Raw genomic sequence first — 21733 nt, forward strand, 5'->3', positions numbered from 1 at the left:
GCTCACACCTCGTCGCTCATGCGTTTTCTTTTGTTCTACGCATGTTCACGTTTTGTGTCAACGGATTTGAGAACATCTCAGATGGGCAGGTAGTGAACCGTTTCCCCAGCTTTGCGCGCGGGATCGCGTGGCGCACGGACTAAAAGCGCGTTGGCCTGCGCCAGTACGCTGAGAAGCGAACTGTCCTGATCTGCGCAGGCAGTAATACCGGTATCAGTCAAAACCGCACGCATGTAATGTTCGCGCGGGCCGTTTTCAGACAGGGGTGCGTTTAGCTGCGCGGTGCGGAACGGTGGAACCACGTGATCCAGCCCCAGCATTCGCCGAACCATCGGCGCCAGGAACAGGTATCCGCAAACCATCGCGCTAACCGGGTTGCCCGGCAGGCCGACCATGGCCGTTTCACCTATGCGACCGGCCATTAGCGGTTTACCCGGTCGCATTCGGATCTTGTAGAAGGATTGCTCCATCCCCAAGCCCTGCGAGACGTCCGAGACGAGGTCGTAATCTCCAACCGACGCACCGCCGATCGTCACGACCAGATCCGCCCCTTGCGCAAGGCCAAAGGCAGTTTCGAGCGACGATACAGTGTCCCTCGCGATCGGAAGAACGCGAACCGAAGCCCCAAGCCCCTCCAGCATCGCCTGCAGGCCAATCGTGTTTGAGGCAATGATCTGATCCGGGCCCGGGTCTTCGCCGGGCATGACCAGTTCGTCACCGGTCGAAATCAGCGCGATCACGGGTTTGCGCGAAACTGGAACGCGAGGGATGTTCATCGCGGCCATTAGGGCGACATCTTCGGCGCGGATCAAACGTGGAGCGGTAATGGACGTCCCAGCGGCAAAGTCAACGCCTGCGGGGCGGATGTTTGTTTTTGGTCCAGGGGAGTCGGTGATCGTTATGAGATCGCCACGCCGGTCTGTATCTTCCTGAATCACAACGAAATCAGCGCCGTTCGGAACTGGAGCGCCAGTAAATATGCGAACGGCCTGACCGGGACCCACCGTGCCGTCGTAACGTCGGCCAGCCGCAGATTCGCCCACAACTTTGAACATGGCGTGCAGTTCGACTTCGTCGGATTTGACCGCATAGCCATCCATCGATGACGCGGCAAAAGGCGGTTGGTCGCGTGTCGCCGCGACATCGCGCGACAGAACGCGACCGGCTGATTGGGAGAGTGGAACTTCTTCCGAAGGTAAAGGCCCCACAAGATCGAACAGCAGGGAACGCGCCTCTTCGACCGTTATCATGTCGCCTCGTAACGCCCTGATTTTCCGCCATCTTTAAGAAGAACGCGGATGCCGCCGATCTCCATCGCCTTATCGACTGCCTTGGTCATGTCATACACCGTCAGGGCTGCGGTTGAGACGGCGGTCAGGGCCTCCATCTCGACCCCGGTCTGGCCCGAGGTTTTGACCGTGGCTTCGATTTGAACACCCGGCAATTCCGGGTCAAGCGTCAGTTCGACAGCCACCTTGGTGACCGGCAGAGGGTGGCACAGCGGAATCAGGTCCGGCGTTTTCTTGGCGCCCATGATACCCGCCAGACGAGCTATGCCCAGAACGTCGCCTTTTTTGGCGCGTCCTTCTGAAATGATTTCAAAGGTTTCTGCTGCCATCTTGATGTGACCAGCGGCTACTGCGACACGGTCGGTTACCTCTTTGTCCGAGACATCGACCATATGCGCCTGACCTTGGGCATCGAAATGGGTCAACGGCATCACATCACTCCGGGGATTAGGGGATTGGACAGGATGTGGCGCGTGGCGGCCTCGACATCGTCCTGACGCATCAGGCTTTCACCGATCAGGAAGCAACGGGCACCGTAACGCGCAATGTCCTTCAGATCGTCTGGTGTGCCCAGTCCGCTTTCGCAAACGATTGTTCGGTCCGCAGGCACCAGTTTGGACAGGCGGCGCGTTGTATCGAGCGTGGTCTCGAAGGTTTTGAGATTGCGGTTGTTGATGCCGATCAAGGGGCTTTTCAGTTGCGCTGCGCGTTCAAGCTCCGCTTCGTCATGCACTTCGATCAGAACATCCATCTCCCAATCGAATGCGGTTTGTTCCAATTCGGCCGCCTGATCGTCGCTGACCGAGGCCATGATTATTAGAATACAGTCGGCCCCCAATGCGCGCGCTTCGACCACCTGATAGGGTTCATACATGAAGTCTTTGCGCAAAGCGGGCAGGGAAGTCGCGTCGCGCGCCTGAGTGAGAAACTCTTTCGCGCCCTGGAAGCTCGGGGTGTCGGTCAGCACGGACAAACACGCCGCACCGCCACCCTCATAAGCTTTGGCCAGTTCAGGCGGGTTGAAATCAGGACGGATCAGACCCTTGGACGGGCTGGCCTTCTTGACCTCGGCAATCAGGCCATACCCTTGCCGCGAGGCGTGTTGCAACGCGTTGGCAAAACCACGTGTTTCCGATGCAGCGCGTGCTTCACCCTCCAGAGTTTCCAGTGACTTCTGCGCCTTGTCCGCCGCGACTTCTTCCAGTTTGTAGGCTTTGATTTTGTCCAGAACGGTTTCGGTCATGCGGCTTCCTGTGTCTTGGCGGCCAAGGCCGTGATTTTGTTTTTGGCGTTGCCACTGTCGATGCTTTCAGCGGCCATGGCCACGCCCTCGCGCAGATCGTTCGCAGCCTCGGCCACAACCAGCGCGGCCGCCGAATTCAGCAACACTGCGTCGCGATAGGCCGAAGGCGCACCACCCAGCAGAGCACGGAAGGCAATGGCGTTCTCTTCTGGTGTGCCGCCGATAATATCCTCGAACGGATGTACGGGCAGACCTGCATCCTCGGGGTGCAGTTCGACCTCTTTCACCATGCCGTCTTCCAGAGCAGCGACCCAGCTTACGCCAGTGATCGTCAATTCATCGGTCCCGTCCGAGCCATGCACGAGCCACGCCCGGTCAGAGCCCAGCAGGCCAAGCGTTTCGGCCATTGGGCGGATCAGGTCGCGGCTGAACGCACCGGTCAACTGCCGTTTGACGCCAGCGGGGTTGGTCAGAGGGCCAAGGATATTGAAAATCGTACGCGTCCCCAATTCTTGCCGGGACGGCATCACATGGGCAATCGCCGGGTGATGCATCGGTGCCATCATGAAGCCTATTCCGACGTCTTTCAGAGCATTCTCAACAACTTGCGGGCCAACCATGACGTTGATGCCCATCTGGCCCAAAGCATCCGCCGCGCCGGATTTGGAGCTCAGATTGCGATTGCCGTGTTTGGCGACCGTCACTCCGGCACCGGCCACGACAAAGGCCGTCGCGGTCGAGATATTCAGGGTACCTTTGCCATCACCGCCCGTACCAACGATATCCATCGCCCCTTCGGGCGCCTTCACGGCGTTGCATTTCGAGCGCATCACGGCTGCGGCTGCGGCGTATTCTTCGACCGTCTCGCCGCGTGTCCGCATGGCCATCAGCAATCCGCCGATCTGGCTGGGTGTCGCTTCGCCTTCGAACAGAATGGCAAAGGCCTGCTCGGCCTCATCACGTGTCAAAGGGCGATCGGCAGCGGCTCCGATCAGCGGTTTAAGCGCGTCGCTCATGCTGGGACTTTCAGTTCTTGAAGGAAGTTCTTGAGCAAGGCGTGACCATGCTCGGACGCGATGGATTCCGGGTGGAACTGTACACCGTGGATCGGCAATTCCTTGTGTTGCAGACCCATGATCGTGCCGTCTTCCAACTCGGCCGTGATCTCCAGACAATCTGGCAGGGTGTCGCGTTCCACGATCAGCGAATGGTACCGGGTGGCCTCAAAAGGTGAGGGCAGACCAGCGAACACGCCTTTGCCAGAGTGGTTCATGGTGCCCATCTTGCCGTGCACGATCTCGTGGCACCGGATTACCTTGCCCCCGAAAACCTGCCCGATGGTCTGGTGACCAAGACAAACCCCCAACAAAGGCGTTTTGGTTTCTGCGGCAGCTTCGGTCAGCGCAAGGCAAATCCCGGCCTGATCCGGGTCGCAGGGGCCGGGGCTTAGCAGGATACCGGCGGGGTTCATGGCCATCGCTTCCTGCACATCCAGCGCATCATTCCGGCGAATGACCATTTCGGCACCAAGTTCGCCTAAATAATGTACCAAATTGTAGGTAAACGAGTCGTAGTTGTCGATCAGCAGCAGCATATGGGCACTTATCTTCGCTTGGGCATTTCGGGCTGGCGATGCAGCCCCGGGCCACGGTATAATGTCCGCACATACATGCTCAGGCTTGAGCGGCAGCGTCAAGAGGACATACCGTTTCTGACGCGTTCAATTGGCCGAGCGCCACATCAGATGGCGCAGAGCTGGACGAGGCAGAGAAAAGAGGCGAAAGGCAGGAAAATGGGCGGATTTTTCGGAGGAATGGTCGCTGGGGCGATCGTTGTTTTGATCTTGGGCGTGATCGTGTCGCTCAAGACGCCGATGGTCAATACGCCGGTTGTCTCAACCGAAGCACCGGCGCCGACGATTTCTGAAACACCCGAGGCACTGGCCGAAGTGGTCGAGGCCGGTTCTGATGCCGATCTGGTGGAATTGGCCCCGCGTGCGCCAGAAGCCGCCGATGACGCCAGCGAGGATCTGGCGGATCTGTCGGGGCTTGAATCGTCGTCTGATTCTCAGCCAGTTGTAGGCGCAACAAATGAAGCTCTGAACCAGCCAGAAGCCGCGGTCGCACATGAAGTGTCCGTTGTGACCGAAGCGCCCGCTGCTCCACCGGAACCAAGCCAGGCACCGGCGATTCAGCAGGACGATGTGCTGCCCGCAGTAATTGACGAAACTCCAGCGCCGCCAACAGAGCCTGAGAATACAGAGGTCGCAGTTCTTCAACCTGAACCGGAACCACTGCCGCAGACCGAGCCGGAGTTGGATCCTAAGCTTACGGAAACCGAAGAAGAAAATCCCTTTGAAAATAGCCCGATTGCGGTGGAAGGGGATGAAGACACCTTGCCCCGAAAACTGCCACGCATCGCAGCGTTGCCTCAGATCGGGGGTGAGCAAGACAGTAGTGGCAGCTCGATCATCGGGAAGCGTGTTGTACCGCTGACAGAGCGTGATGATGAGCCCGTCGTGGAACAAGCTTCTGCCGAGCAATCGAAATCAGGAAAACCGATAGAGCGTTTTGCGGCCAAGTTTGATAACCCCGAGGCAAAGCCGCTGATGTCGATCATTCTGATTGATGATGAAGGCGCATTCGGGTCCGAAGCGTTGCAGGATTTTCCCTATCCGATCAGCTTTGCCGTGAACCCGTCTGATCCGAACGCGGCAGAAAAGATGGCGCGGCATCGTGAGGCCGGTTTCGAAGTTCTGGCCCTTGCGGACCTGCCCGAGGCCGCAAGCGCTCAGGATGCCGAGGTTTCGCTGTCTGTGTGGCTGGATACCTTGCCCGAAACAGTAGGAATTCTGGAAGGCGTGACCAGTGGCATTCAGGGCAATCGCAAACTGGCGGATCAGGTCGCTGCGATTGCGGCCGGGACGGGCCGGGGGCTTATTACGCAGGATAATGGGCTGAACACGGTCCAGAAGCTGGCGGCCCGCAACGGTATCCCATCCGGTGTCGTGTTCCGTGATATCGATGGCGCGCGTCAGGATCCCAAGGTCATGCGCAGGTTCCTGGATCAGGCAGCGTTCCGTGCTGGGCAGGAAGGAACTGTGGTCATGCTGGGGCGCGTACGTCCCGAGACGATTTCAGCCCTGTTGTTGTGGGGGCTCGAAGATCGGGGAAGCCGTGTGGCTATGGCTCCGATTTCGGCTGTCATGATGAAACAGGTGCAGTGACCTGCGAACATAGGATCTAAAAAGGGCGGCGATCATCTGATCAGCCGCCCTTGTTTTTTAGCTGTTCCCGTTGCCGGTAAACCGCGCGGCATCAGCTGCCGCGCGCCGTATGGCGTTGGATTTATGGACGGTTTCCATGAACTCGGCCTCGGGGTCGCTGTCATAGACAACACCGCCACCGGCCTGGATATAGAGTTTCTGGTCTTTCACGATGGCTGTGCGCAGGGCAATACACATATCCATGTCGCCGCCTGCGCTGAAGTAACCGACGCCGCCGCCATAGACACCGCGTTTTTCCGGTTCCAATTCGTCGATGATCTCCATCGCACGTACCTTGGGCGCACCCGAGACTGTTCCCGCTGGCATCCCGGCAAAGAAGGCATCCAGCGCGTCTTTGTCTTCGGCCAACTCGCCCACAACGTTTGACACGATATGCATGACGTGGCTGTAGCGTTCGATGATGAACTCTTCGGTCGGACGGACGGTGCCGATCTTCGAAACGCGCCCGGTATCGTTGCGACCGAGATCCAGCAGCATCAGATGTTCTGCCAGTTCTTTCTTGTCGGCCAGCAGATCAAGCTCATTCGCCTTGTCTTCTTCGGGCGTCGCGCCACGGGGGCGGGTGCCTGCGATGGGACGAATGGTGACTTCACTGCCAAACACACGCACCAGAATCTCGGGGCTGGCACCGACGACCTGAAATCCACCGAAGTTGAAATAGAACATGAACGGTGACGGGTTGGTACGTCGCAGCGAGCGATACAGCGTGAAGGGCGGCAGCGGGAAATCCTGTGACCAGCGCTGTGCTGGAACGACCTGAAAAATATCTCCCGCGCGGATGTATTCCTTGGCCTTTTCAACCGCTTCCATATAACCGGATTTGGTGAAGTTGGACACCGGCGGTGCAACTTCGCGCGCATCGCCCAGATCGCGGGTTTCTGCGGGCATGGCGCGTTCCAGATCGCGCACGGCATCCATCACACGCTCAGCCGCCTGCGCGTAAGCGGCCTTTGCTGATTGGCCTTCGCTGGCCCAGGCGGGTGAAACCACGGTCACTTCACCTTTGACACCATCCAACACCGCGATGACGGAAGGGCGCAACATGATCGCATCGGGCAGGCCCAAGGGATCAGGGTTCACATCCGGCAGGTATTCGACCAGCCGAACCATGTCATAACCCAGATACCCGAACAGACCGGCTGCGGCCTGAGGCAAGTCTTCCGGAAGGTCGATCTTGCTTTCGGCCAGCAAGGCCCGCAAATTGTCCATCGGGTTGCCGTCCTGCGGAGAAAACGCCTCGGCTTCGAACCGGGCCGAACGGTTCAGTTCCGAGGTTTCCCCGCGGCAGCGCCAGATCAGGTCGGGTTTCATACCTATGATCGAATACCGGCCGCGCACCTCGCCGCCCGTCACCGACTCCAGCATGAACGCATCTTTCTGCGCGCCCGTCAGCTTGAGCATCAGTGACACCGGCGTGTCCAGATCGGCGGCCAGACGGGTATAAACCACCTGATTTTCGCCCGCTTCATAGGCGCGCGCGAAGATGTCGAATTCGGGTGTCAGGGCCATATTGGTCTCGTCTTAAAAGCTCGCCTGCACGGCGTTCAGCGCTTGCTGGTCCACCACGGGGCGGGCTCGGGTCTGGGCGTCGCGCACATAGGCGTCGAAAATGTTCTGTGCCAGTGCCTGATCCATCTGCGTGCCCAGAGCGTCGCGCAACTGACGCAGTTCATCGGTATCTGCCGGGGGCAGGATTTCGTCCAGACGCACGATCAGGGCCGCGCCGTTACCGCCGATGACCCGCAGTTCACCCGGATCCATCTCGAACACTTCGTTCATGAAATCGGCGGGGACGTCATCAAGAAACGCGGTTCGGGTCAGAGCGTTTTCCACGCGGAACGGGAGGCCGGTTTCGGTAAAGTCACCATCCGTGGCAAGTTGGGTCAGCACAGAATTCGCCTGATCCTGCAGGGCCTTGTTTGTCTCGGCCAGTTTCCAGGCCGCTGCAACGCGGTCGCGGGCGCTGTCCAGAGGCTCCGGGCGTTGCGGCAGAACCTCGTTGAGGCGCAGGGCAAAGATAGAGCCGTCCTCAAGGAATGCGATTTCAGGGAAATCACCTTCCTGTACGACCTCGGCAGCCACGCGGAACCCATCATACGCCGCAACGCCATCGGCGCTGTCGCGGGTCCAGTCGATCTGGCCAAGTTCCATTTCGGTTTCACCCGCCAGCTCTTCCAGCGTGGCGCCACCGGCCAGCATGTCGTTGATGTCTTCGGATTGGGCTTCGATCAGACGACGGGCGCGTTCTGTCGCAAGCTCTTCCCGCAACGCTGGTTCGGCCTCTTCAAAAGGCACGTTGTTCGCGGCCAGCGAGCCGTTGACGCGGAACAGGGCCGGGCCAAACACGGATGGCAGGGGACCAACAACGGCGTCAAGTTCCGCTGCAAACACCGCGTCGGCGGCTTCGCCCAGATCCTCTCGGGTCATGTCACCCAGATCAATGTCGTTCAGTTCAAGGTCACGATCCCGGACCAGCTGCTCGAAGGTCGTGCCGCCCACTTCAAGCTGCGCCAAAGCGTCATTGGCGGCTTGCTCGTTCGGGAAGTTCAAACGTTCCACCAAACGGCGTTCTGGCTGATTGTATTCAGCGGATCGTTCCTCATAGAGGCGACGCAGCGCGTCTTCATCGACTTCTACCGTGTCCACCAACATGGAGGGCGACAGAATCGCATAGGTCAGTTGTTTGGTGCGGGGCAGGGTGAACAGATCGCCATTGTCATCGTAGAAAGTCTGGATCTGTGCGTCCGTCGGTTCGGCCACAGGAGTTTCCAACGTTTCAGTTCCAACAGTCGCGACGGTAAAGCTGCGCCGGGCGCCGATGTAGTCCGTCATTGTATCCGTCAGAGTTGCAGGCATTTCCACGCCGCCCATGATCGCGCCCTGAACAATTGTCCGTGCGGATTCTTTACGCAGATCCGTTTCGAACTCGGAATCCGTCATGCCGACCTGTTCCAGCTGAAACCGATATGATTCGCGATCGAAGCTGCCGTTGACACCTTGAAAGGCCGGGATCGAGACAATCTCCTGCTGCAGGTTCTCGTCGCCGATGGACAGCCCGAGCTGGGCAACCTCGTTGTCCAGTGAGGCCAATGCCGTCAAACGGGCAAGGGCGTTTCGGTCCAGACCCAAATCGCGTGCCTGTGACATTTGCAGGGATTGACCGGATTGCGCCTCAACCGCGCGGATCTCACGCTGCAACTCACGCACATAATCCTCGACCGAGACGCTTTCGTCGCCCACTTGCGCGACAGTTCGAACCGTACCGCTGAGGTTAGTTGCGCCAAAGCCCGCAAGGCCCAGCATCAGCAGGCCCATCAGAATCCAGACAAAGGTTTTCGAAAGACTTTTAGCGCCTGCGGCCATGGTGCCCTCTTGTTATTACGGCAGCGATCTGCCCTGTCGGTTGCGGCCCTGAATACGACGCACACCGCCGGGGAGCAAGCTCAGAAGGACAGGGCCTGCAACCGGTCGAACAATTGGCCCAAACCGGCCCGGTCGAGATTGGCAAAAGCAATGCGGACCTGTCGCTTTCCCGCCGGGTCATGGTCGGGCATGAACATGGTGCCGGGTAGAAGCAGAACACCGGCTTCGCTTACCAAACGACGGGCGAGCTCATCCGACGCCATGTCAAACGGGTGTTCGAGATAGGCGAAATACGCGCCAAGTCCCAAAAGACGCCACCCCTTGGCCTTGAGCGCAGGCATGCCTTCCGCGATGGCGGCGCGGCGGTCCAGGATTTCGTCGCGCTCACCCGCCAGCCATTGCGGCAGATTCTGCATGCCCCAAAGTGCAGCGAACTGACCGATCTGACCCGGGCAGATGGCGACGGTGTCCAGAAATTTCTCCACCTCTGCCAATAGCCTCTGGCTGGTCGCGATTGCCCCAACCCGATGGCCTGTCAGGCGATAGGCCTTGGAAAAGGAGTATAGGTGGACCAGAGTATCGTCCCACTCCGGTTGTTGAAACAGGTCATGCGGAGGGCCGCTGCGGCTGTCGAAATCGCGGTAGGTTTCATCGACAATCAGGCGAATCCCGGTTTCGCGCGCCAGGTCATAGAAGGCGCGGACAAGGATTGCCGGGTATTCGACACCGCCCGGATTGTTGGGTGTGACCAAGGCGATGGCACGGGTCTTGTCAGTGATCAAAGCACGTGCACTCTCGGGGTCGGGCAGAAGGTCGTTGCCTGTCGGCAGATCCACAGTACGTATACCTGCCATATCCAGCCACATTTTATGGTTGAAATACCAAGGGGTTGGCAGGATGACCTCATCTGCTTCACCGGTGATTGCCGAGATCACCGCCGAAAACGCCTGATTGCAGCCCGAGGTGATGGCGACCTGAGATGCGTCTACTTGAGCCGCATAGTGCGCGCTGATCTGGGCCGCCAGTTCAAAGCGCAGATCGTCATTTCCCAACACCGGGCCATAGAGATGTGCGCTGTCTTCGCGTATGGCGAACTCGGCCATTGCCTCACGCATGGCCAATGGCGGCGGATCAACCGGGGCCGCCTGACTTACGTTGATCAGTGGGCGATCAGATGGGAACGTGACGCCCTCGACCCATCGGCGCGCCTCCATCACCGGAGGGGAAAAGGTGGCGCTGGTGCGTGTCTGGGTCATGGCGTGCCGGTTTCAATGCGAGGCTCTGCCTCCCGCTCCGAGGTATTTTTGAACAGAAGAAGGGATCAGTCGGTGCCTCGATAGGGCTCGACATATTGCAGCGCCATATCCCATGGGAAAAAGATCCAAGTGTCCTGACTGACCTCGGTGATGAACGTGTCCACCATCGGGCGGCCCTTGGGTTTTGCGTAAACCGTCGCGAAATGTGCGTTTGGATACATGTCGCGCACAAGCTCCAGCGTTTTTCCGCTGTCGACCAGGTCGTCGATGATCAGAATACCGGTGCCGTCGCCCATCAGGTCAGCATTCGGCGCTTTGAGCACCTCTGCCTCGCCCTGCGCCTGATGGTGGTAGGATTTCACGCTGACAGTATCGACCGTGCGAATGTCCAGCTCGCGGCTGACGATCATCGCAGGGGCCATGCCGCCACGGGTGATGGCAACAACGGCGCGCCAGGCTCCATCGTCCGGGCCTTGTCCGTCGAGTCGCCAGGCCAGCGCGCGCGAATCACGGTGAATCTGGTCCCAGCTGATGTGAAAGCCTTTTTCGTGGGGCAGGCGGTCTTTGGCGCTCATGGTTCTTACCCTTTTTCGACGTCAGGGGCGTCAACAGCTTTCATGCCGACAATGTGATACCCCGAATCTACGTGCAGATTCTCACCAGTGACGCCGCTGGACAGATCCGACAGCAGGTACAGTGCCGAGTTGCCGACATCGTCGATTGTTACGTTACGGCGCAGGGGCGAGTTATATTCGTTCCACTTCATAATATAGCGGAAATCACCGATACCACTGGCGGCCAGCGTCTTGATCGGACCTGCGGAGATCGAGTTCACCCGGATACCATCTTTACCCAGATCTTCGGCAAGATATTTGACCGATGCCTCCAGCGCGGCCTTGGCAACGCCCATCACATTATAGTGTGGCATGACCTGCTCGGCACCGTAATAGGTGAGCGTCACGGCGCTGCCGCCTTCTGTCATCATCTTTTCAGCGCGTTGCATCACCGCGGTGAAGGAATAGACCGACACATCCATCGTCAGATTGAAATTTGCCCGGCTGGTGTCGACATAGCGTCCGCGCAATTCGTTCTTATCGGAAAAGCCGATGGCGTGAACGACGAAGTCCAGCTTGCCCCATTTCTCTTCCAACGCAGTGAAAAGCGCATCAATCGATGCTTCGTCACTGACATCGCAGGGCAGAACGATTTCGCTTCCCAATTGCGCCGCCAGCGGGTCTACACGCTTTTTCAATGCGTCGCCCTGGTAGGAAAAGGCCAACTCGGCCCCGGCGTCGGACAAGGCGCGGGCGATTCCCCATGCGATTGATTTGTCATTGGCCAGTCCCATGATGAGGCCGCGTTTGCCGGCCATCAACTGATTTGACATGTTAGGTTCTCCGCCTCTCGTCGCGTATTATTGAGTTGGTTTATGCCATTGGTAGCGTTGCTTCAAGGCCGTGCGCTCTTGCCCGCAGCGGGTTCTCGCCTTAGGTTCGATCTTAATACTTTCCAGGGGATGGAAATGACCGAGCGTGAAGGCATATTTGCTGGCTCCGATCCGTTTGAAATAGCGGCTCGGTGGTTGGCTGAGGCTGAAGAAACAGAAGTGAACGATCCGAATGCGATTGCACTGGCAACCGTCGATTCCGATGGATTGCCGAACGTCCGCATGGTGTTGCTGAAGGAAATCGAAGCGGATTCCTTTGTGTTCTATACGAATTACGAAAGCACCAAAGCGGGTGAGCTGGATACGGCCGGAAAAGCTGCCTTTGTGATGCATTGGAAATCTTTGCGGCGTCAGCTGCGAGTTCGTGGTACTATAACCCGCGAAAACGGGCCTCAGGCAGACGAGTATTATGCATCGAGGTCACTAAAAAGCCGCCTCGGGGCTTGGGCGTCGAAACAGTCGCAACCGCTTGCCAGTCGCGCCGCCCTGATGGCAGAGGTCGCGAAAGTGACGGCGAAACTGGGACCGAAACCGCCACGTCCCCCATTTTGGGGCGGCTACAGATTGACGCCGACAGAGATTGAGTTTTGGGCCGACGGGGCGTTTCGCCTACATGATCGGTTCAGATGGCAACGAATTGAGCCGGGATCGGCATGGCATGTTGAGAGGTTGAATCCATGACGTTCACGTGTCGTGAAATGCAACAGTCAGATAATAAACGACTTTTTCAACTTGAATTTGTCTGCTATTCCCATAAACAACAAACCCTTAACGAACTGCTAAAATTCGCGATGGGAAAACCGTGCCAGAAGACCTGAACAACATGTATCGCGTCCGTGGACACGTAAAATGGTTCGACCCCGCCAAGGGGTATGGCTTTGTCGTGTCTGACGATGGCGGCCCGGATATCCTGTTGCACGTGAATGTTCTGCGCAATTTCGGCCAGAGCTCAGTTGCAGACGGTGCCGGTATTGAAATCATGACCCACCGCACGGACCGAGGGGTCCAGGCGGTGGAAGTGGTGGCGATTGACCCACCGGCACGGACCGACTCGATGATGCTTGCCGATTTCGCCGAGCTGGATCCGGTGGTTATCGCAGAAGCCCCTCTGGAAGCCGCGCGGGTGAAATGGTTCGACAAGGGCAAGGGTTTTGGATTCGCGAATGTCTTTGGGCGTGGCGAAGATGTGTTCCTTCACATCGAGGTATTGCGCCGCTCAGGTCTTGCCGATCTTCAACCTGGTGAAGCGCTGGCGATGCGGGTAATCGACGGCAAGCGCGGCCGGATGGCGGCGCAGGTTCTGGCCTGGGAAGCAGCACTGGACAGCTAATCGCTCATGAAACGGCTTCTGGTATTACTGACCTTCGTATTAATACTGTGGACAGGAGTGGCATTCGCTGCGTGCAGGGCAGACCGCGTCACACTCAAGAATGACAGTGCGACCGTGCGGTTTGACGTCGAAGTCGTTGCCACACCACAGGAACGGTCCCGTGGCTTGATGTTTCGTGAGTCGCTACCGAATCGATCCGGTATGTTGTTCGTGTTTGACCCGCCGCAGCCTGTTGTGTTCTGGATGAAAAACACCCTGATTCCGCTCGACATGATCTTTCTGGACCGCACTGGCACCGTGACGCGCGTGCATGAAGGGGCGATTCCGGGGGACCTTACACCGATTGAAGGTGGCGCTTCCGTATTCGCGGTGCTGGAAATCAACGCCGGATTGTCGGCGCGCTATTCCATCAAGCCCGGCACCCAGATGCAGCATGAAATTTTTTCGCAAGGTCCCGCAATTTGGCCCTGTTAGGGCTTTTCAAATCAGATCGGCATCGTTAGGAAGGCGCACGGTCCGGGGCGTGGCGCAGTCTGGTAGCGCACCTGTTTTGGGTACAGGGGGTCGTAGGTTCGAATCCTGCCGCCCCGACCACTTCCATCCAGCTATGTCGGCGAGCCTCCCATTGTTTGGTAGAGCTCGCTGATGGCTTGGTTCAAAACCTTGCTTTCCACGGGGACTTCAACCGCGCTGCCTGTTTTTTGCGGCACACTGAAGAAGACACGCGCATCCACGCGATATCCGGCAGCTGTCTTGGTCGATGTAAGGCGCATGACGCTTTGAGGCAGATCCTGCGGATGGCCGTCATAGTTCAGAATCAGGTACGCCGTCGCCTTGGCGGGCAGAAACTCCCTGCATTCAAAGGATTGGTCCCCGATTTTTTCAAAAGACTCACCGGGACCCGAGCAGCTGGTTTCAAACGTATCGAACAGGCGTTGAGGGTAGGTTTCAAACTGTGCGCTGCGTGATGCGATGGGCACATCTTGTGGTGCGCAGGCCACGATGCAGGCCAAGACCGGGATAAAATGAAGCAATTTCATTCGTGTCAAACCCTCTCACTCTTGAAGGAACCAGTCGGCACATGGCGCGGGGCGATTTGCCCGATCGGCGATGATTCTCTCTCAGCCTAACCAGCATGGTATCGGTTGATCAAATGCAGATAACTATGCTGGTAAAAACGAGAATTCGTTTTGAGACTTCGACGAGTCGGCGGAAATTTGCCGTGGATGAAGTTGTGGAGGAATCGGAGCCGGCATGCAGGCGCGCTTTCTCAGCCGTCAGGTCAATATAAAAGATTTCAAAAATGGCTGAAAAAGGGCGTTGACCTACTATGGCAACATACGTCAAGTTGTATGGGCCAACGAGATTGCCACAATATCTGGTGTCTAAGCCGGAATAGGCAGCAGGCGAGGGTCGGATAAGCACAGAATACTAACGTGCAGCCGTAATTGCGGCTTTAGCGCTGTCTCGGACAGTGACCAATACCTTTGTGAGCGTTTCTCGGGGCGTTGCAGGCGGCACCCTGCAACACAAGATGTGGTGTCGGGAAACGAAAATTGAGCTGTTTTAATCAGGGCTGCGGACATGAAGATTGAGAGAAAATTCACCAAACCAGATCAGGATGCTTACTCGGACCTGGATTTTGTGTCCGCAACGTCTGAAATCCGAAATCCGGACGGTACAATTGTCTTTCGTCTCGACAATATCGAGGTGCCTTCAAGCTGGTCGCAGGTCGCAAGTGACGTGATTGCGCAGAAATACTTCCGCAAGGCCGGTGTTCCGTCCAAGTTGAAGAAGGTTAAGGAAAAAGACGTTCCCGAATTTCTGTGGCGTTCGGTTCCCGCAGATGGATGCGACTTTGATGGTGAGACGTCTTCGAAACAGGTGTTCGACCGTCTTGCGGGGGCATGGGCCTATTGGGGCTGGAAGGGCGGCTATTTCTCGACCGAGGAAGACGCGCGCGCTTACTTTGACGAGATGCGCTATATGCTGGCGACCCAGCGCGCCGCGCCGAACAGCCCGCAATGGTTCAACACCGGTCTGCACTGGGCTTACGGGATCGACGGCCCGGCGCAGGGGCACCACTATGTCGACTACAAGACCGGCAAGCTGACCAAATCGAAATCCGCTTACGAACATCCGCAGCCGCACGCATGCTTCATCCAGTCGGTCGATGACGATCTGGTGAACGAAGGCGGCATCATGGACCTGTGGGTGCGCGAGGCGCGCCTGTTCAAATATGGCTCTGGTACCGGGACCAACTTCAGCCATCTGCGCGCAGAAGGCGAGGCGCTGTCGGGTGGCGGCAAGTCCTCGGGCCTTATGGGCTTTCTCAAGATCGGCGACCGCGCCGCTGGCGCGATCAAATCAGGCGGGACAACCCGTCGAGCAGCAAAGATGGTGATCGTCGATGCAGATCACCCGGACATCGAGCAATTCATCGAATGGAAGGTGATCGAAGAGCAGAAGGTGGCCTCGATCGTTGCTGGATCAAAGATGCACGAGAAGATGCTGAACGGCATTTTCGAGGCCATTCGCTCGTGGGACGGGTCTGCTGATGACGCCTATGATCCGAATTCGAACGACGCGCTGAAAAAGGCGGTTCGTGAGGCTAAAAAGGTCGCGATCCCAGAAACTTACATCAAGCGTGTGCTGGACTATGCCAAGCAGGGCCACGACAGCATCGAATTCCCGACTTATGATACGGACTGGGATTCGGAAGCCTACAGCTCGGTTTCGGGCCAGAACTCGAACAACTCGATCCGCGTCACCAACGCGTTCCTGACGGCTGTAGAGAAAGACGCGGATTGGGAGCTGATCAACCGCACCGACGGCAAGGTTGCTCGCACCGTGAAGGCGCGCGATCTGTGGGAAAAAGTCGGCCATGCCGCATGGGCCTGTGCCGATCCGGGCATCCAGTTCCATGACACGGTCAATGAATGGCACACTTGCCCCGAAGACGGTGAGATTCGCGGTTCGAACCCGTGTTCGGAGTACATGTTCCTCGATGACACGGCCTGTAACCTGGCGTCGATGAACCTGCTGACCTTCCTCAAGGACGGTGAGTTCCAGGCGGCGGATTATATGCATGCCTCGCGTCTGTGGACGCTGACGTTGGAAATCTCAGTAACGATGGCGCAGTTCCCTTCGAAGGAAATAGCGCAGCTGTCCTATGACTTCCGCACGCTGGGTCTGGGGTATGCGAATATCGGCGGCCTGCTGATGAACATGGGCTATAGCTATGACTCGGACGAAGGCCGTGCCATCTGTGGCGCGCTGACAGCGATCATGACCGGTGTGGCTTTTGCAACTTCGGCCGAGATTGCCGGTGAGTTAGGACCGTTCAAAGGCTATGAGCGTAACGCGGACCATATGCTGCGCGTCATCCGTAATCACCGCCGCGCATCGCAAGGAGTGACCGAGGGTTATGAGAAACTGGCCGTCAAGCCGGTGCCTCTGGACCACGACAACTGCCCAGACAAGCGTCTGATTGATCTGGCCATGTCGGCCTGGGATGAAGCGCTGAGTCTCGGTGAGAAAAACGGCTACCGCAATGCGCAGGCCACCGTGATCGCACCAACCGGTACGATCGGTTTGGTCATGGATTGCGACACCACTGGGATCGAGCCGGACTTCGCTCTGGTGAAGTTCAAGAAACTGGCCGGTGGCGGCTACTTCAAGATCATCAACCGTTCGGTGCCTTCGGCGCTGGAGAAGCTGGGCTATTCCTCGTCTCAGATTGAAGAGATCGTGGGTTATGCGGTTGGTCACGGCACCATCGGCAACGCGCCGGGGATCAACCACACTTCGCTGACCGGTCACGGCTTTGGTCCCAATGAGTTGGCCAAGGTAGACGCCGCGCTGGAAAGCGCCTTCGACATCCGGTTTGTCTTCAACCAGTGGACACTGGGCGAGGATTTCTGCACCGGAGTTCTCGGCATCCCGGCGACCAAGCTGAATGACCCGACCTTCGACTTGCTGCGCCATCTGGGCTTTACCAAGGCGGATATCGACGCGGCCAACGATCATGTCTGCGGAACCATGACGCTGGAAGGGGCGCCGCATCTGAAGGAAGAACACTATTCGATCTTCGACTGCGCCAACCCGTGTGGCAAGAAAGGTAAGCGTTTCCTTGGGGTTGATAGCCATATCACCATGATGGCAGCGGCGCAAAGCTTCATCTCGGGTGCGATCTCGAAAACGATCAACATGCCGAATGACGCGACCATCGAGGATTGCCAGAAGGCTTACGAACTCAGCTGGTCGCTGGGTGTGAAGGCCAACGCGCTGTACCGCGACGGTTCGAAACTGTCGCAGCCTTTGGCGGCGGCATTGGTCGAGGATGACGACGAAGCAGCCGAAGTGCTGGAAAGCGGCTCGACACAAGAAAAAGCCGTCGTTCTGGCCGAGAAGGTGATCGAGAAGGTTGTGGTTAAAGAGATGATCCGCAGCCATCGCGAGAAACTGCCGCATCGCCGCAAGGGGTATACCCAGAAGGCGATCGTCGGTGGCCACAAGGTCTATCTGCGCACCGGTGAGTTCGAAGACGGCCAACTGGGCGAGATCTTCATCGACATGCACAAGGAAGGCGCTGGCTTCCGGGCGATGATGAACAACTTTGCCATCGCGGTTTCGGTCGGTCTGCAATACGGCGTGCCGCTGGAAGAGTTCGTCGATGCCTTCACCTTCACCAAGTTCGAACCGGCGGGGATGGTTCAGGGCAACGACTCGATCAAGAACGCCACGTCGATCCTCGACTATATCTTCCGCGAACTGGCCGTGTCCTATCTGGACCGTACCGATCTGGCCCATGTGAAACCCGAAGGCGCAACCTTCGACGATCTGGGCAGGGGCGAGGAAGATGGCTTGTCAAATGTCTCGGAAATCAGTGAAACTGCGGCGTCCAAGTCATTGGAAGTGCTGAAACAAATCAGCTCGACCGGTTACCTTCGTAAACGTCTGCCGCAGGACTTGGCGGTGTTCAACGCGGGCCAGGCCGATCTGAACGGGATGGCCGAAACAGCAGCTTCCTTCGAAGCGCCGGCAGCAGAAACCGCAGTGGCAGCAGGTATGGATGCACGCACCAAAGCCAAGATGCAAGGCTATGAGGGCGACCCGTGCGGCGAATGCGGCAACTACACGCTGGTGCGCAACGGCACCTGCATGAAGTGCAACACCTGCGGCGCGACAAGCGGGTGTAGCTGAGTTTAACGCCCCGGCACCCCGGGGCGTAGGGGTCGGACGCTGCCCTTAGTAACCGACCCCGACGAATACGGAGCAAGGCGCTGAGACTTACCATCGATGCCTTGGTCCACTCGGCCGACATGCCCGTGTTGGCCGGGAACAGGGTGGGGCGGAATATTTGCTCCCTCCCACTCTTTCACGGGGCGGGTGCGCTCGTCCCATGCGCAGTCCAGGCCGCAGGCAAAAAAACACCGGGCGGTCAACGAAATGAGCCTGGAAGGCGAAACTGACAGGGGGCTTCGGCCCCCTTTCTTTTTTGGCGCTGTTCTGCCCGGTTAAGCGCCGTTTTGCCGGATCATGCGGGCGGCGTCGGGCAAGATTTGCCGAAACGGGGCTGGCGGAGTTTTGCCCGGCGGCGCTTTGCGACCTCGACTCAGGCAAACACGCAAAGATTGGCGCGAATTCCCGACAATCGCGAAAAACGGGTGACGCCCCGAGTTGTGTCGGTGTTTCTGGGGCCTGTCCGGACAAAGACATAATCAACCTATCCAGGAGGCACCAAAATGAAACCGCTATATTTGATTGGGATTTCCATCGCAGCTTTGACTTTGCCGGGAATTGTCTCGGCGCAGTCTTCAACCGATGCGAACGGCGATGGGGTTCTGACCATCGAGGAAATTCAGGCCGTTTTGCCGGATGTTGACGCCGATACTTTCTCGGCCATGGACGCAAATGGCGACGGAGCGTTGGACGCTGATGAGGTCGCGATCGCGCAAGAGGCAGGATTGCTTCCACCCAGCGACGGGTAATCCAAAAGGCGGCCCGAAGGTCTTCGGGCCGCCTTGTCACCAGTTATGCCGGCAGGTGAATATTGAACTTTTGCCGAAGCTCCGCGTCCAGAAGCGGATCAAATTTTGCCGCTGACGGGGTGGAAAGGATCTCTTCCTTGCGAGCTATTGCCTTTTGCACCAGATCCGGTTTGCCGAGTTCCACCCATTCCTTGGGTGAGGAACGGTCGCCAAACGTCGGATAGACATAGTCGGCCTGCATCCGGCCCAGCGTTGCATCCGTTCCCAGGTAATGACCGGGGCCTCCCATGCAGACTTCGGCCATCTGATCCAGCGCCAGAGTTTCGTCTGTCACTTCAATCCCGCGCACACAGCGTTGCGCCTGACCGATCAGATCGTCACTCAGGATCAGGCTCTCATGGCAGAACCCCAGCAATGAGGCGTGCATGCCAGCGGCTTCGTACACCATGTTCAACCCGGACAGGCCTGCCATCACGTTTGAACACATCTGCTCCCATCCGGCCTGCATATCCGGCAGTTTCGAATCGGAGGCACCGGCTGCCGCACCACCGGGCAAATTGTAGAATCGGTGCATCTGAGCACAGCCAGCCGTCAGCAGGGCTTGTTCACCGGAACCGATGGACATAGCACCTGTTCGCAGATCCAGGCCAAAGGGCCAGGTGCCAAAAATTGCCGGGGCACCGGGACTTACGGCGTTTACATAAACCAAACCGGCAAGGCATTCAGCGGTCGCCTGAGCAATTGCACCGGCAATGGTCGAAGGCGCGGTGGCTCCGGCCATGCCAGCCGAAAGCAGTAGGACAGGCATCCCGGCCTTGATGCATTCCTCCATCACTTCGCAACTTTCGGTCGCGAACTTCATCGGCGGAACCACAAAGCAGTTCGAGTTCGAGACGAAGGGCCGCTCGCGATATTTATCTTCACCACCTGCGATCATGTAGATCATCTCCATCGCGGGGGCGACGTGGCTGGGTTCGGTGAAGGATGTGCCGATATGTTTGAACGTACCGGAACAACTGGCGTAGATCGTGTTCAGGTCCATCTCAAGGTTGTCTGCGATGTCGCGGCAGACCATGGGGCGCTGAACAAAGTGAATGTTATCAAGCTGTTGACAGATTCGCGCGGCGTCATGCAAGTCTTGTACGGTTGAGTCGCGATACTCGTTGCCATGAACGTCGACCATGGAAACGGCAGCGCCAGCCGTGCCGTAATGTACTTTGGTGCCCATCAGCTCCAGATCGGTTTTGCCATCCCGACTGTACAATGTGACTGAGCGGTTCGCCTTGGCAATCGTGTCCTCAACCAGAGCGCGAGGAAAGCGGATGCGGCCATCGTCACCCAGTGTACAGCCAGCACCGACCAGATAATCTATGCCGCTTTGTGGGGCGTCCGCCAGCCCGATTGTTTCCAGCGCGGTCAAGGCGGCTTGGTGAATGCGTTCGATCTGCGCCTGTGTCAGAACGTTCAGAACGCCGCCTTCCATTCCGGGGCGGACGGGGCGCAGGTGATCCGGCAGCGCGGTTGCACGGGCGGCGCGACGCGCGGCGCGGCCGCCACTGCGCGAGGTGTTGCGGGATTGGTCGTTCATTTCGGTTTTCCGGTCGTTGAGTAATGTCGTGGGGTGTTGGGAAGAAACACCCTTACGGCCGTCCTCGCGCGGCACGACCACGATCCGCACCGATAGTGCGGCTGATCAGGCTGATCTTCCAATCGTGGTCTGTCATTTCGCCTCTCAACGTTTGACGCAACTTTTCCAAAACGCGGCGACACAATCTGTTCTGTTTGCGACCTCTGTTGAATAATACTTCAGCGATATTGTGCCCAATAAGAATGTGGTTGAAAGCAGGGCGAGTTTTTCTCCCGCAGTGGCAGAAATCTGTTATACTGCTTTCACTTACTTTTGACCTTTACACCCTAGGAATTGAATTCTGACAAAATCGATCCCAGGTAGAATACAAGTCCAATCCGAAGATCCGTAGCCCGAGCGAACTTGCTTTGAACCCGATTAAGAAACCTCTTTCTGTCCTGTTTGCCGCGGCTCTGATCGCCAGCGCAAGCCCGGGTTTGGCAGAGGATTGGACAGGCGGGTATGTTGGGCTCAGCATTGGATATGCGGATGTGGATGGGCCAGGTGGTTCAGGCGGGGATGACACCGCCTTTGGCGCACACGTGGGCTATGATCAGGACTTTGGGAGTTTTGTTCTGGGCGGTGAGTTGGAATACAATCGCCTGTCCCTGAATTTGGGCCAGTCTCAGGGCAGTCTGGATAACATGACCCGTTTGAAGCTGCGCGGTGGCTATGATTTTGGCAGTGCCTTGGGCTACGTCGTCGTTGGGGCAGCCCGTGCCGAGACATCTGTCGATAGCGATACGGCTGCTGTTTACGGGATTGGTGTCGCCTATCCGATTGGTGAGAACTTTGTCATCAGTGGCGAGGCGCTGAGGCAAGATTTCGACAATATCACCCGGACCAACGGCGGCCTGGATTCCAACGTCTTCAACCTGCGCACAACGTTCCGATTCTAG

The 21733-nt window shown here is 57.8% G+C and carries 19 protein-coding genes and 1 tRNA gene; 8 read left to right on the forward strand and 12 right to left on the reverse strand.

Annotated features, from left to right (window positions below):
- Nucleotides 1–77: 77 nt before the first annotated feature.
- From ACR0LF_RS01790 to ACR0LF_RS01810, 5 genes are read right to left on the reverse strand one after another with little or no spacing between them, the layout of a single operon-like run.
- The gene (locus ACR0LF_RS01790; protein WP_480574077.1) at nucleotides 78–1250 is read right to left on the reverse strand and encodes a molybdopterin molybdotransferase MoeA; all 1173 of its coding nucleotides are present in this window, start codon (nucleotides 1248–1250) and stop codon (nucleotides 78–80) included.
- Nucleotides 1247–1720: a cyclic pyranopterin monophosphate synthase MoaC gene (moaC, locus tag ACR0LF_RS01795; protein WP_480574080.1), complete on the reverse strand. Its 474-nt coding sequence runs from the start codon at nucleotides 1718–1720 to the stop codon at nucleotides 1247–1249. Before moaC ends, ACR0LF_RS01790 begins: the two co-directional genes overlap by 4 nt.
- A complete protein-coding gene (gene trpC, locus ACR0LF_RS01800; RefSeq protein WP_480574082.1) occupies nucleotides 1720–2532 on the reverse strand; it encodes an indole-3-glycerol phosphate synthase TrpC in 813 nt (270 codons plus the stop codon). The genes moaC and trpC overlap by 1 nt, the downstream gene beginning before the upstream one ends.
- Nucleotides 2529–3548, reverse strand: coding sequence for an anthranilate phosphoribosyltransferase (gene trpD, locus ACR0LF_RS01805; protein ID WP_480574085.1), 1020 nt, complete (start codon nucleotides 3546–3548; stop codon nucleotides 2529–2531). Before trpD ends, trpC begins: the two co-directional genes overlap by 4 nt.
- Entirely contained in the window at nucleotides 3545–4126 is a 582-nt protein-coding gene (locus ACR0LF_RS01810; RefSeq protein ID WP_480574088.1) for an anthranilate synthase component II, read from the reverse strand. The genes trpD and ACR0LF_RS01810 overlap by 4 nt, the downstream gene beginning before the upstream one ends.
- A gap of 198 nt (nucleotides 4127–4324) precedes the next feature.
- On the opposite strand from ACR0LF_RS01810, the gene ACR0LF_RS01815 reads away from it, so the two are divergent.
- Nucleotides 4325–5758, forward strand: coding sequence for a divergent polysaccharide deacetylase family protein (locus tag ACR0LF_RS01815; RefSeq protein WP_480574091.1), 1434 nt, complete (start codon nucleotides 4325–4327; stop codon nucleotides 5756–5758).
- A 57-nt stretch (nucleotides 5759–5815) separates the two neighbouring features.
- On the opposite strand, the gene trpE is transcribed toward ACR0LF_RS01815, so the two are convergent.
- From trpE to fabI, 5 genes are all read right to left on the reverse strand, one after another.
- Nucleotides 5816–7327, reverse strand: a complete 1512-nt coding sequence (gene trpE / locus ACR0LF_RS01820) for an anthranilate synthase component I (protein WP_480574094.1) — start codon at nucleotides 7325–7327, stop codon at nucleotides 5816–5818.
- A 12-nt stretch (nucleotides 7328–7339) separates the two neighbouring features.
- Nucleotides 7340–9181, reverse strand: a complete 1842-nt coding sequence (locus ACR0LF_RS01825; protein ID WP_480574097.1) for a peptidyl-prolyl cis-trans isomerase — start codon at nucleotides 9179–9181, stop codon at nucleotides 7340–7342.
- Between the two features lie 80 nt (nucleotides 9182–9261).
- A complete protein-coding gene (locus ACR0LF_RS01830; RefSeq protein WP_480574100.1) occupies nucleotides 9262–10437 on the reverse strand; it encodes an aminotransferase in 1176 nt (391 codons plus the stop codon).
- A 65-nt stretch (nucleotides 10438–10502) separates the two neighbouring features.
- The gene (gene gpt / locus ACR0LF_RS01835) at nucleotides 10503–11012 is read right to left on the reverse strand and encodes a xanthine phosphoribosyltransferase (protein ID WP_480574103.1); all 510 of its coding nucleotides are present in this window, start codon (nucleotides 11010–11012) and stop codon (nucleotides 10503–10505) included.
- A 5-nt stretch (nucleotides 11013–11017) separates the two neighbouring features.
- Nucleotides 11018–11824, reverse strand: a complete 807-nt coding sequence (gene fabI / locus ACR0LF_RS01840; protein ID WP_480574106.1) for an enoyl-ACP reductase FabI — start codon at nucleotides 11822–11824, stop codon at nucleotides 11018–11020.
- Nucleotides 11825–11959: 135 nt separating this feature from the next.
- Between fabI and pdxH the strand changes: the two genes are divergently transcribed.
- From pdxH to ACR0LF_RS01860, 4 genes are all read left to right on the forward strand, one after another.
- A complete protein-coding gene (gene pdxH / locus ACR0LF_RS01845; RefSeq protein ID WP_480574109.1) occupies nucleotides 11960–12565 on the forward strand; it encodes a pyridoxamine 5'-phosphate oxidase in 606 nt (201 codons plus the stop codon).
- A 142-nt stretch (nucleotides 12566–12707) separates the two neighbouring features.
- Complete coding sequence (locus tag ACR0LF_RS01850) at nucleotides 12708–13214, forward strand: cold-shock protein (protein WP_480574112.1); 507 nt, start codon at nucleotides 12708–12710, stop codon at nucleotides 13212–13214.
- Nucleotides 13215–13220: 6 nt separating this feature from the next.
- Complete coding sequence (locus ACR0LF_RS01855; protein WP_480574115.1) at nucleotides 13221–13688, forward strand: DUF192 domain-containing protein; 468 nt, start codon at nucleotides 13221–13223, stop codon at nucleotides 13686–13688.
- A gap of 43 nt (nucleotides 13689–13731) precedes the next feature.
- Nucleotides 13732–13808 (forward strand) — tRNA-Pro (locus ACR0LF_RS01860).
- Nucleotides 13809–13819: 11 nt separating this feature from the next.
- On the opposite strand, the gene ACR0LF_RS01865 is transcribed toward ACR0LF_RS01860, so the two are convergent.
- Nucleotides 13820–14254 carry a hypothetical protein gene (locus ACR0LF_RS01865; protein WP_480574118.1) on the reverse strand — a complete coding sequence of 145 codons (435 nt, stop codon included), beginning with the start codon at nucleotides 14252–14254 and terminating at the stop codon, nucleotides 13820–13822.
- A 544-nt stretch (nucleotides 14255–14798) separates the two neighbouring features.
- Between ACR0LF_RS01865 and ACR0LF_RS01870 the strand changes: the two genes are divergently transcribed.
- Nucleotides 14799–18419 (forward strand): vitamin B12-dependent ribonucleotide reductase, encoded by a 3621-nt coding sequence (locus ACR0LF_RS01870; RefSeq protein ID WP_480574121.1) that lies wholly within the window; start codon nucleotides 14799–14801, stop codon nucleotides 18417–18419.
- Between the two features lie 542 nt (nucleotides 18420–18961).
- Nucleotides 18962–19207, forward strand: a complete 246-nt coding sequence (locus ACR0LF_RS01875; RefSeq protein ID WP_480574124.1) for an EF-hand domain-containing protein — start codon at nucleotides 18962–18964, stop codon at nucleotides 19205–19207.
- 43 nt (nucleotides 19208–19250) lie between these two features.
- On the opposite strand, the gene ACR0LF_RS01880 is transcribed toward ACR0LF_RS01875, so the two are convergent.
- Nucleotides 19251–20795, reverse strand: coding sequence for a trimethylamine methyltransferase family protein (locus ACR0LF_RS01880; RefSeq protein WP_480574127.1), 1545 nt, complete (start codon nucleotides 20793–20795; stop codon nucleotides 19251–19253).
- Nucleotides 20796–21202: 407 nt separating this feature from the next.
- Between ACR0LF_RS01880 and ACR0LF_RS01885 the strand changes: the two genes are divergently transcribed.
- Nucleotides 21203–21733, forward strand: a complete 531-nt coding sequence (locus ACR0LF_RS01885) for an outer membrane protein (protein WP_480574130.1) — start codon at nucleotides 21203–21205, stop codon at nucleotides 21731–21733.

It is taken from the genome of Ruegeria sp. E8 (genome assembly GCF_056533985.1).

Bases quoted from the DNA above. Each gene is read 5' to 3' on its own strand.
- fabI (WP_480574106.1), bottom strand. From the start codon at position 11,824: ATGTCAAATCAGTTGATGGCCGGCAAACGCGGCCTCATCATGGGACTG.
- trpC (WP_480574082.1), bottom strand. From the start codon at position 2,532: ATGACCGAAACCGTTCTGGACAAAATCAAAGCCTACAAACTGGAAGAA.
- ACR0LF_RS01865 (WP_480574118.1), bottom strand. From the start codon at position 14,254: ATGAAATTGCTTCATTTTATCCCGGTCTTGGCCTGCATCGTGGCCTGC.
- ACR0LF_RS01790 (WP_480574077.1), bottom strand. From the start codon at position 1,250: ATGATAACGGTCGAAGAGGCGCGTTCCCTGCTGTTCGATCTTGTGGGG.
- ACR0LF_RS01870 (WP_480574121.1), top strand. From the start codon at position 14,799: ATGAAGATTGAGAGAAAATTCACCAAACCAGATCAGGATGCTTACTCG.
- ACR0LF_RS01855 (WP_480574115.1), top strand. From the start codon at position 13,221: ATGAAACGGCTTCTGGTATTACTGACCTTCGTATTAATACTGTGGACA.
- ACR0LF_RS01815 (WP_480574091.1), top strand. From the start codon at position 4,325: ATGGGCGGATTTTTCGGAGGAATGGTCGCTGGGGCGATCGTTGTTTTG.
- ACR0LF_RS01875 (WP_480574124.1), top strand. From the start codon at position 18,962: ATGAAACCGCTATATTTGATTGGGATTTCCATCGCAGCTTTGACTTTG.
- ACR0LF_RS01810 (WP_480574088.1), bottom strand. From the start codon at position 4,126: ATGCTGCTGCTGATCGACAACTACGACTCGTTTACCTACAATTTGGTA.
- ACR0LF_RS01825 (WP_480574097.1), bottom strand. From the start codon at position 9,181: ATGGCCGCAGGCGCTAAAAGTCTTTCGAAAACCTTTGTCTGGATTCTG.
- trpD (WP_480574085.1), bottom strand. From the start codon at position 3,548: ATGAGCGACGCGCTTAAACCGCTGATCGGAGCCGCTGCCGATCGCCCT.
- trpE (WP_480574094.1), bottom strand. From the start codon at position 7,327: ATGGCCCTGACACCCGAATTCGACATCTTCGCGCGCGCCTATGAAGCG.
- moaC (WP_480574080.1), bottom strand. From the start codon at position 1,720: ATGCCGTTGACCCATTTCGATGCCCAAGGTCAGGCGCATATGGTCGAT.
- gpt (WP_480574103.1), bottom strand. From the start codon at position 11,012: ATGAGCGCCAAAGACCGCCTGCCCCACGAAAAAGGCTTTCACATCAGC.
- pdxH (WP_480574109.1), top strand. From the start codon at position 11,960: ATGACCGAGCGTGAAGGCATATTTGCTGGCTCCGATCCGTTTGAAATA.
- ACR0LF_RS01880 (WP_480574127.1), bottom strand. From the start codon at position 20,795: ATGAACGACCAATCCCGCAACACCTCGCGCAGTGGCGGCCGCGCCGCG.
- ACR0LF_RS01850 (WP_480574112.1), top strand. From the start codon at position 12,708: ATGTATCGCGTCCGTGGACACGTAAAATGGTTCGACCCCGCCAAGGGG.
- ACR0LF_RS01830 (WP_480574100.1), bottom strand. From the start codon at position 10,437: ATGACCCAGACACGCACCAGCGCCACCTTTTCCCCTCCGGTGATGGAG.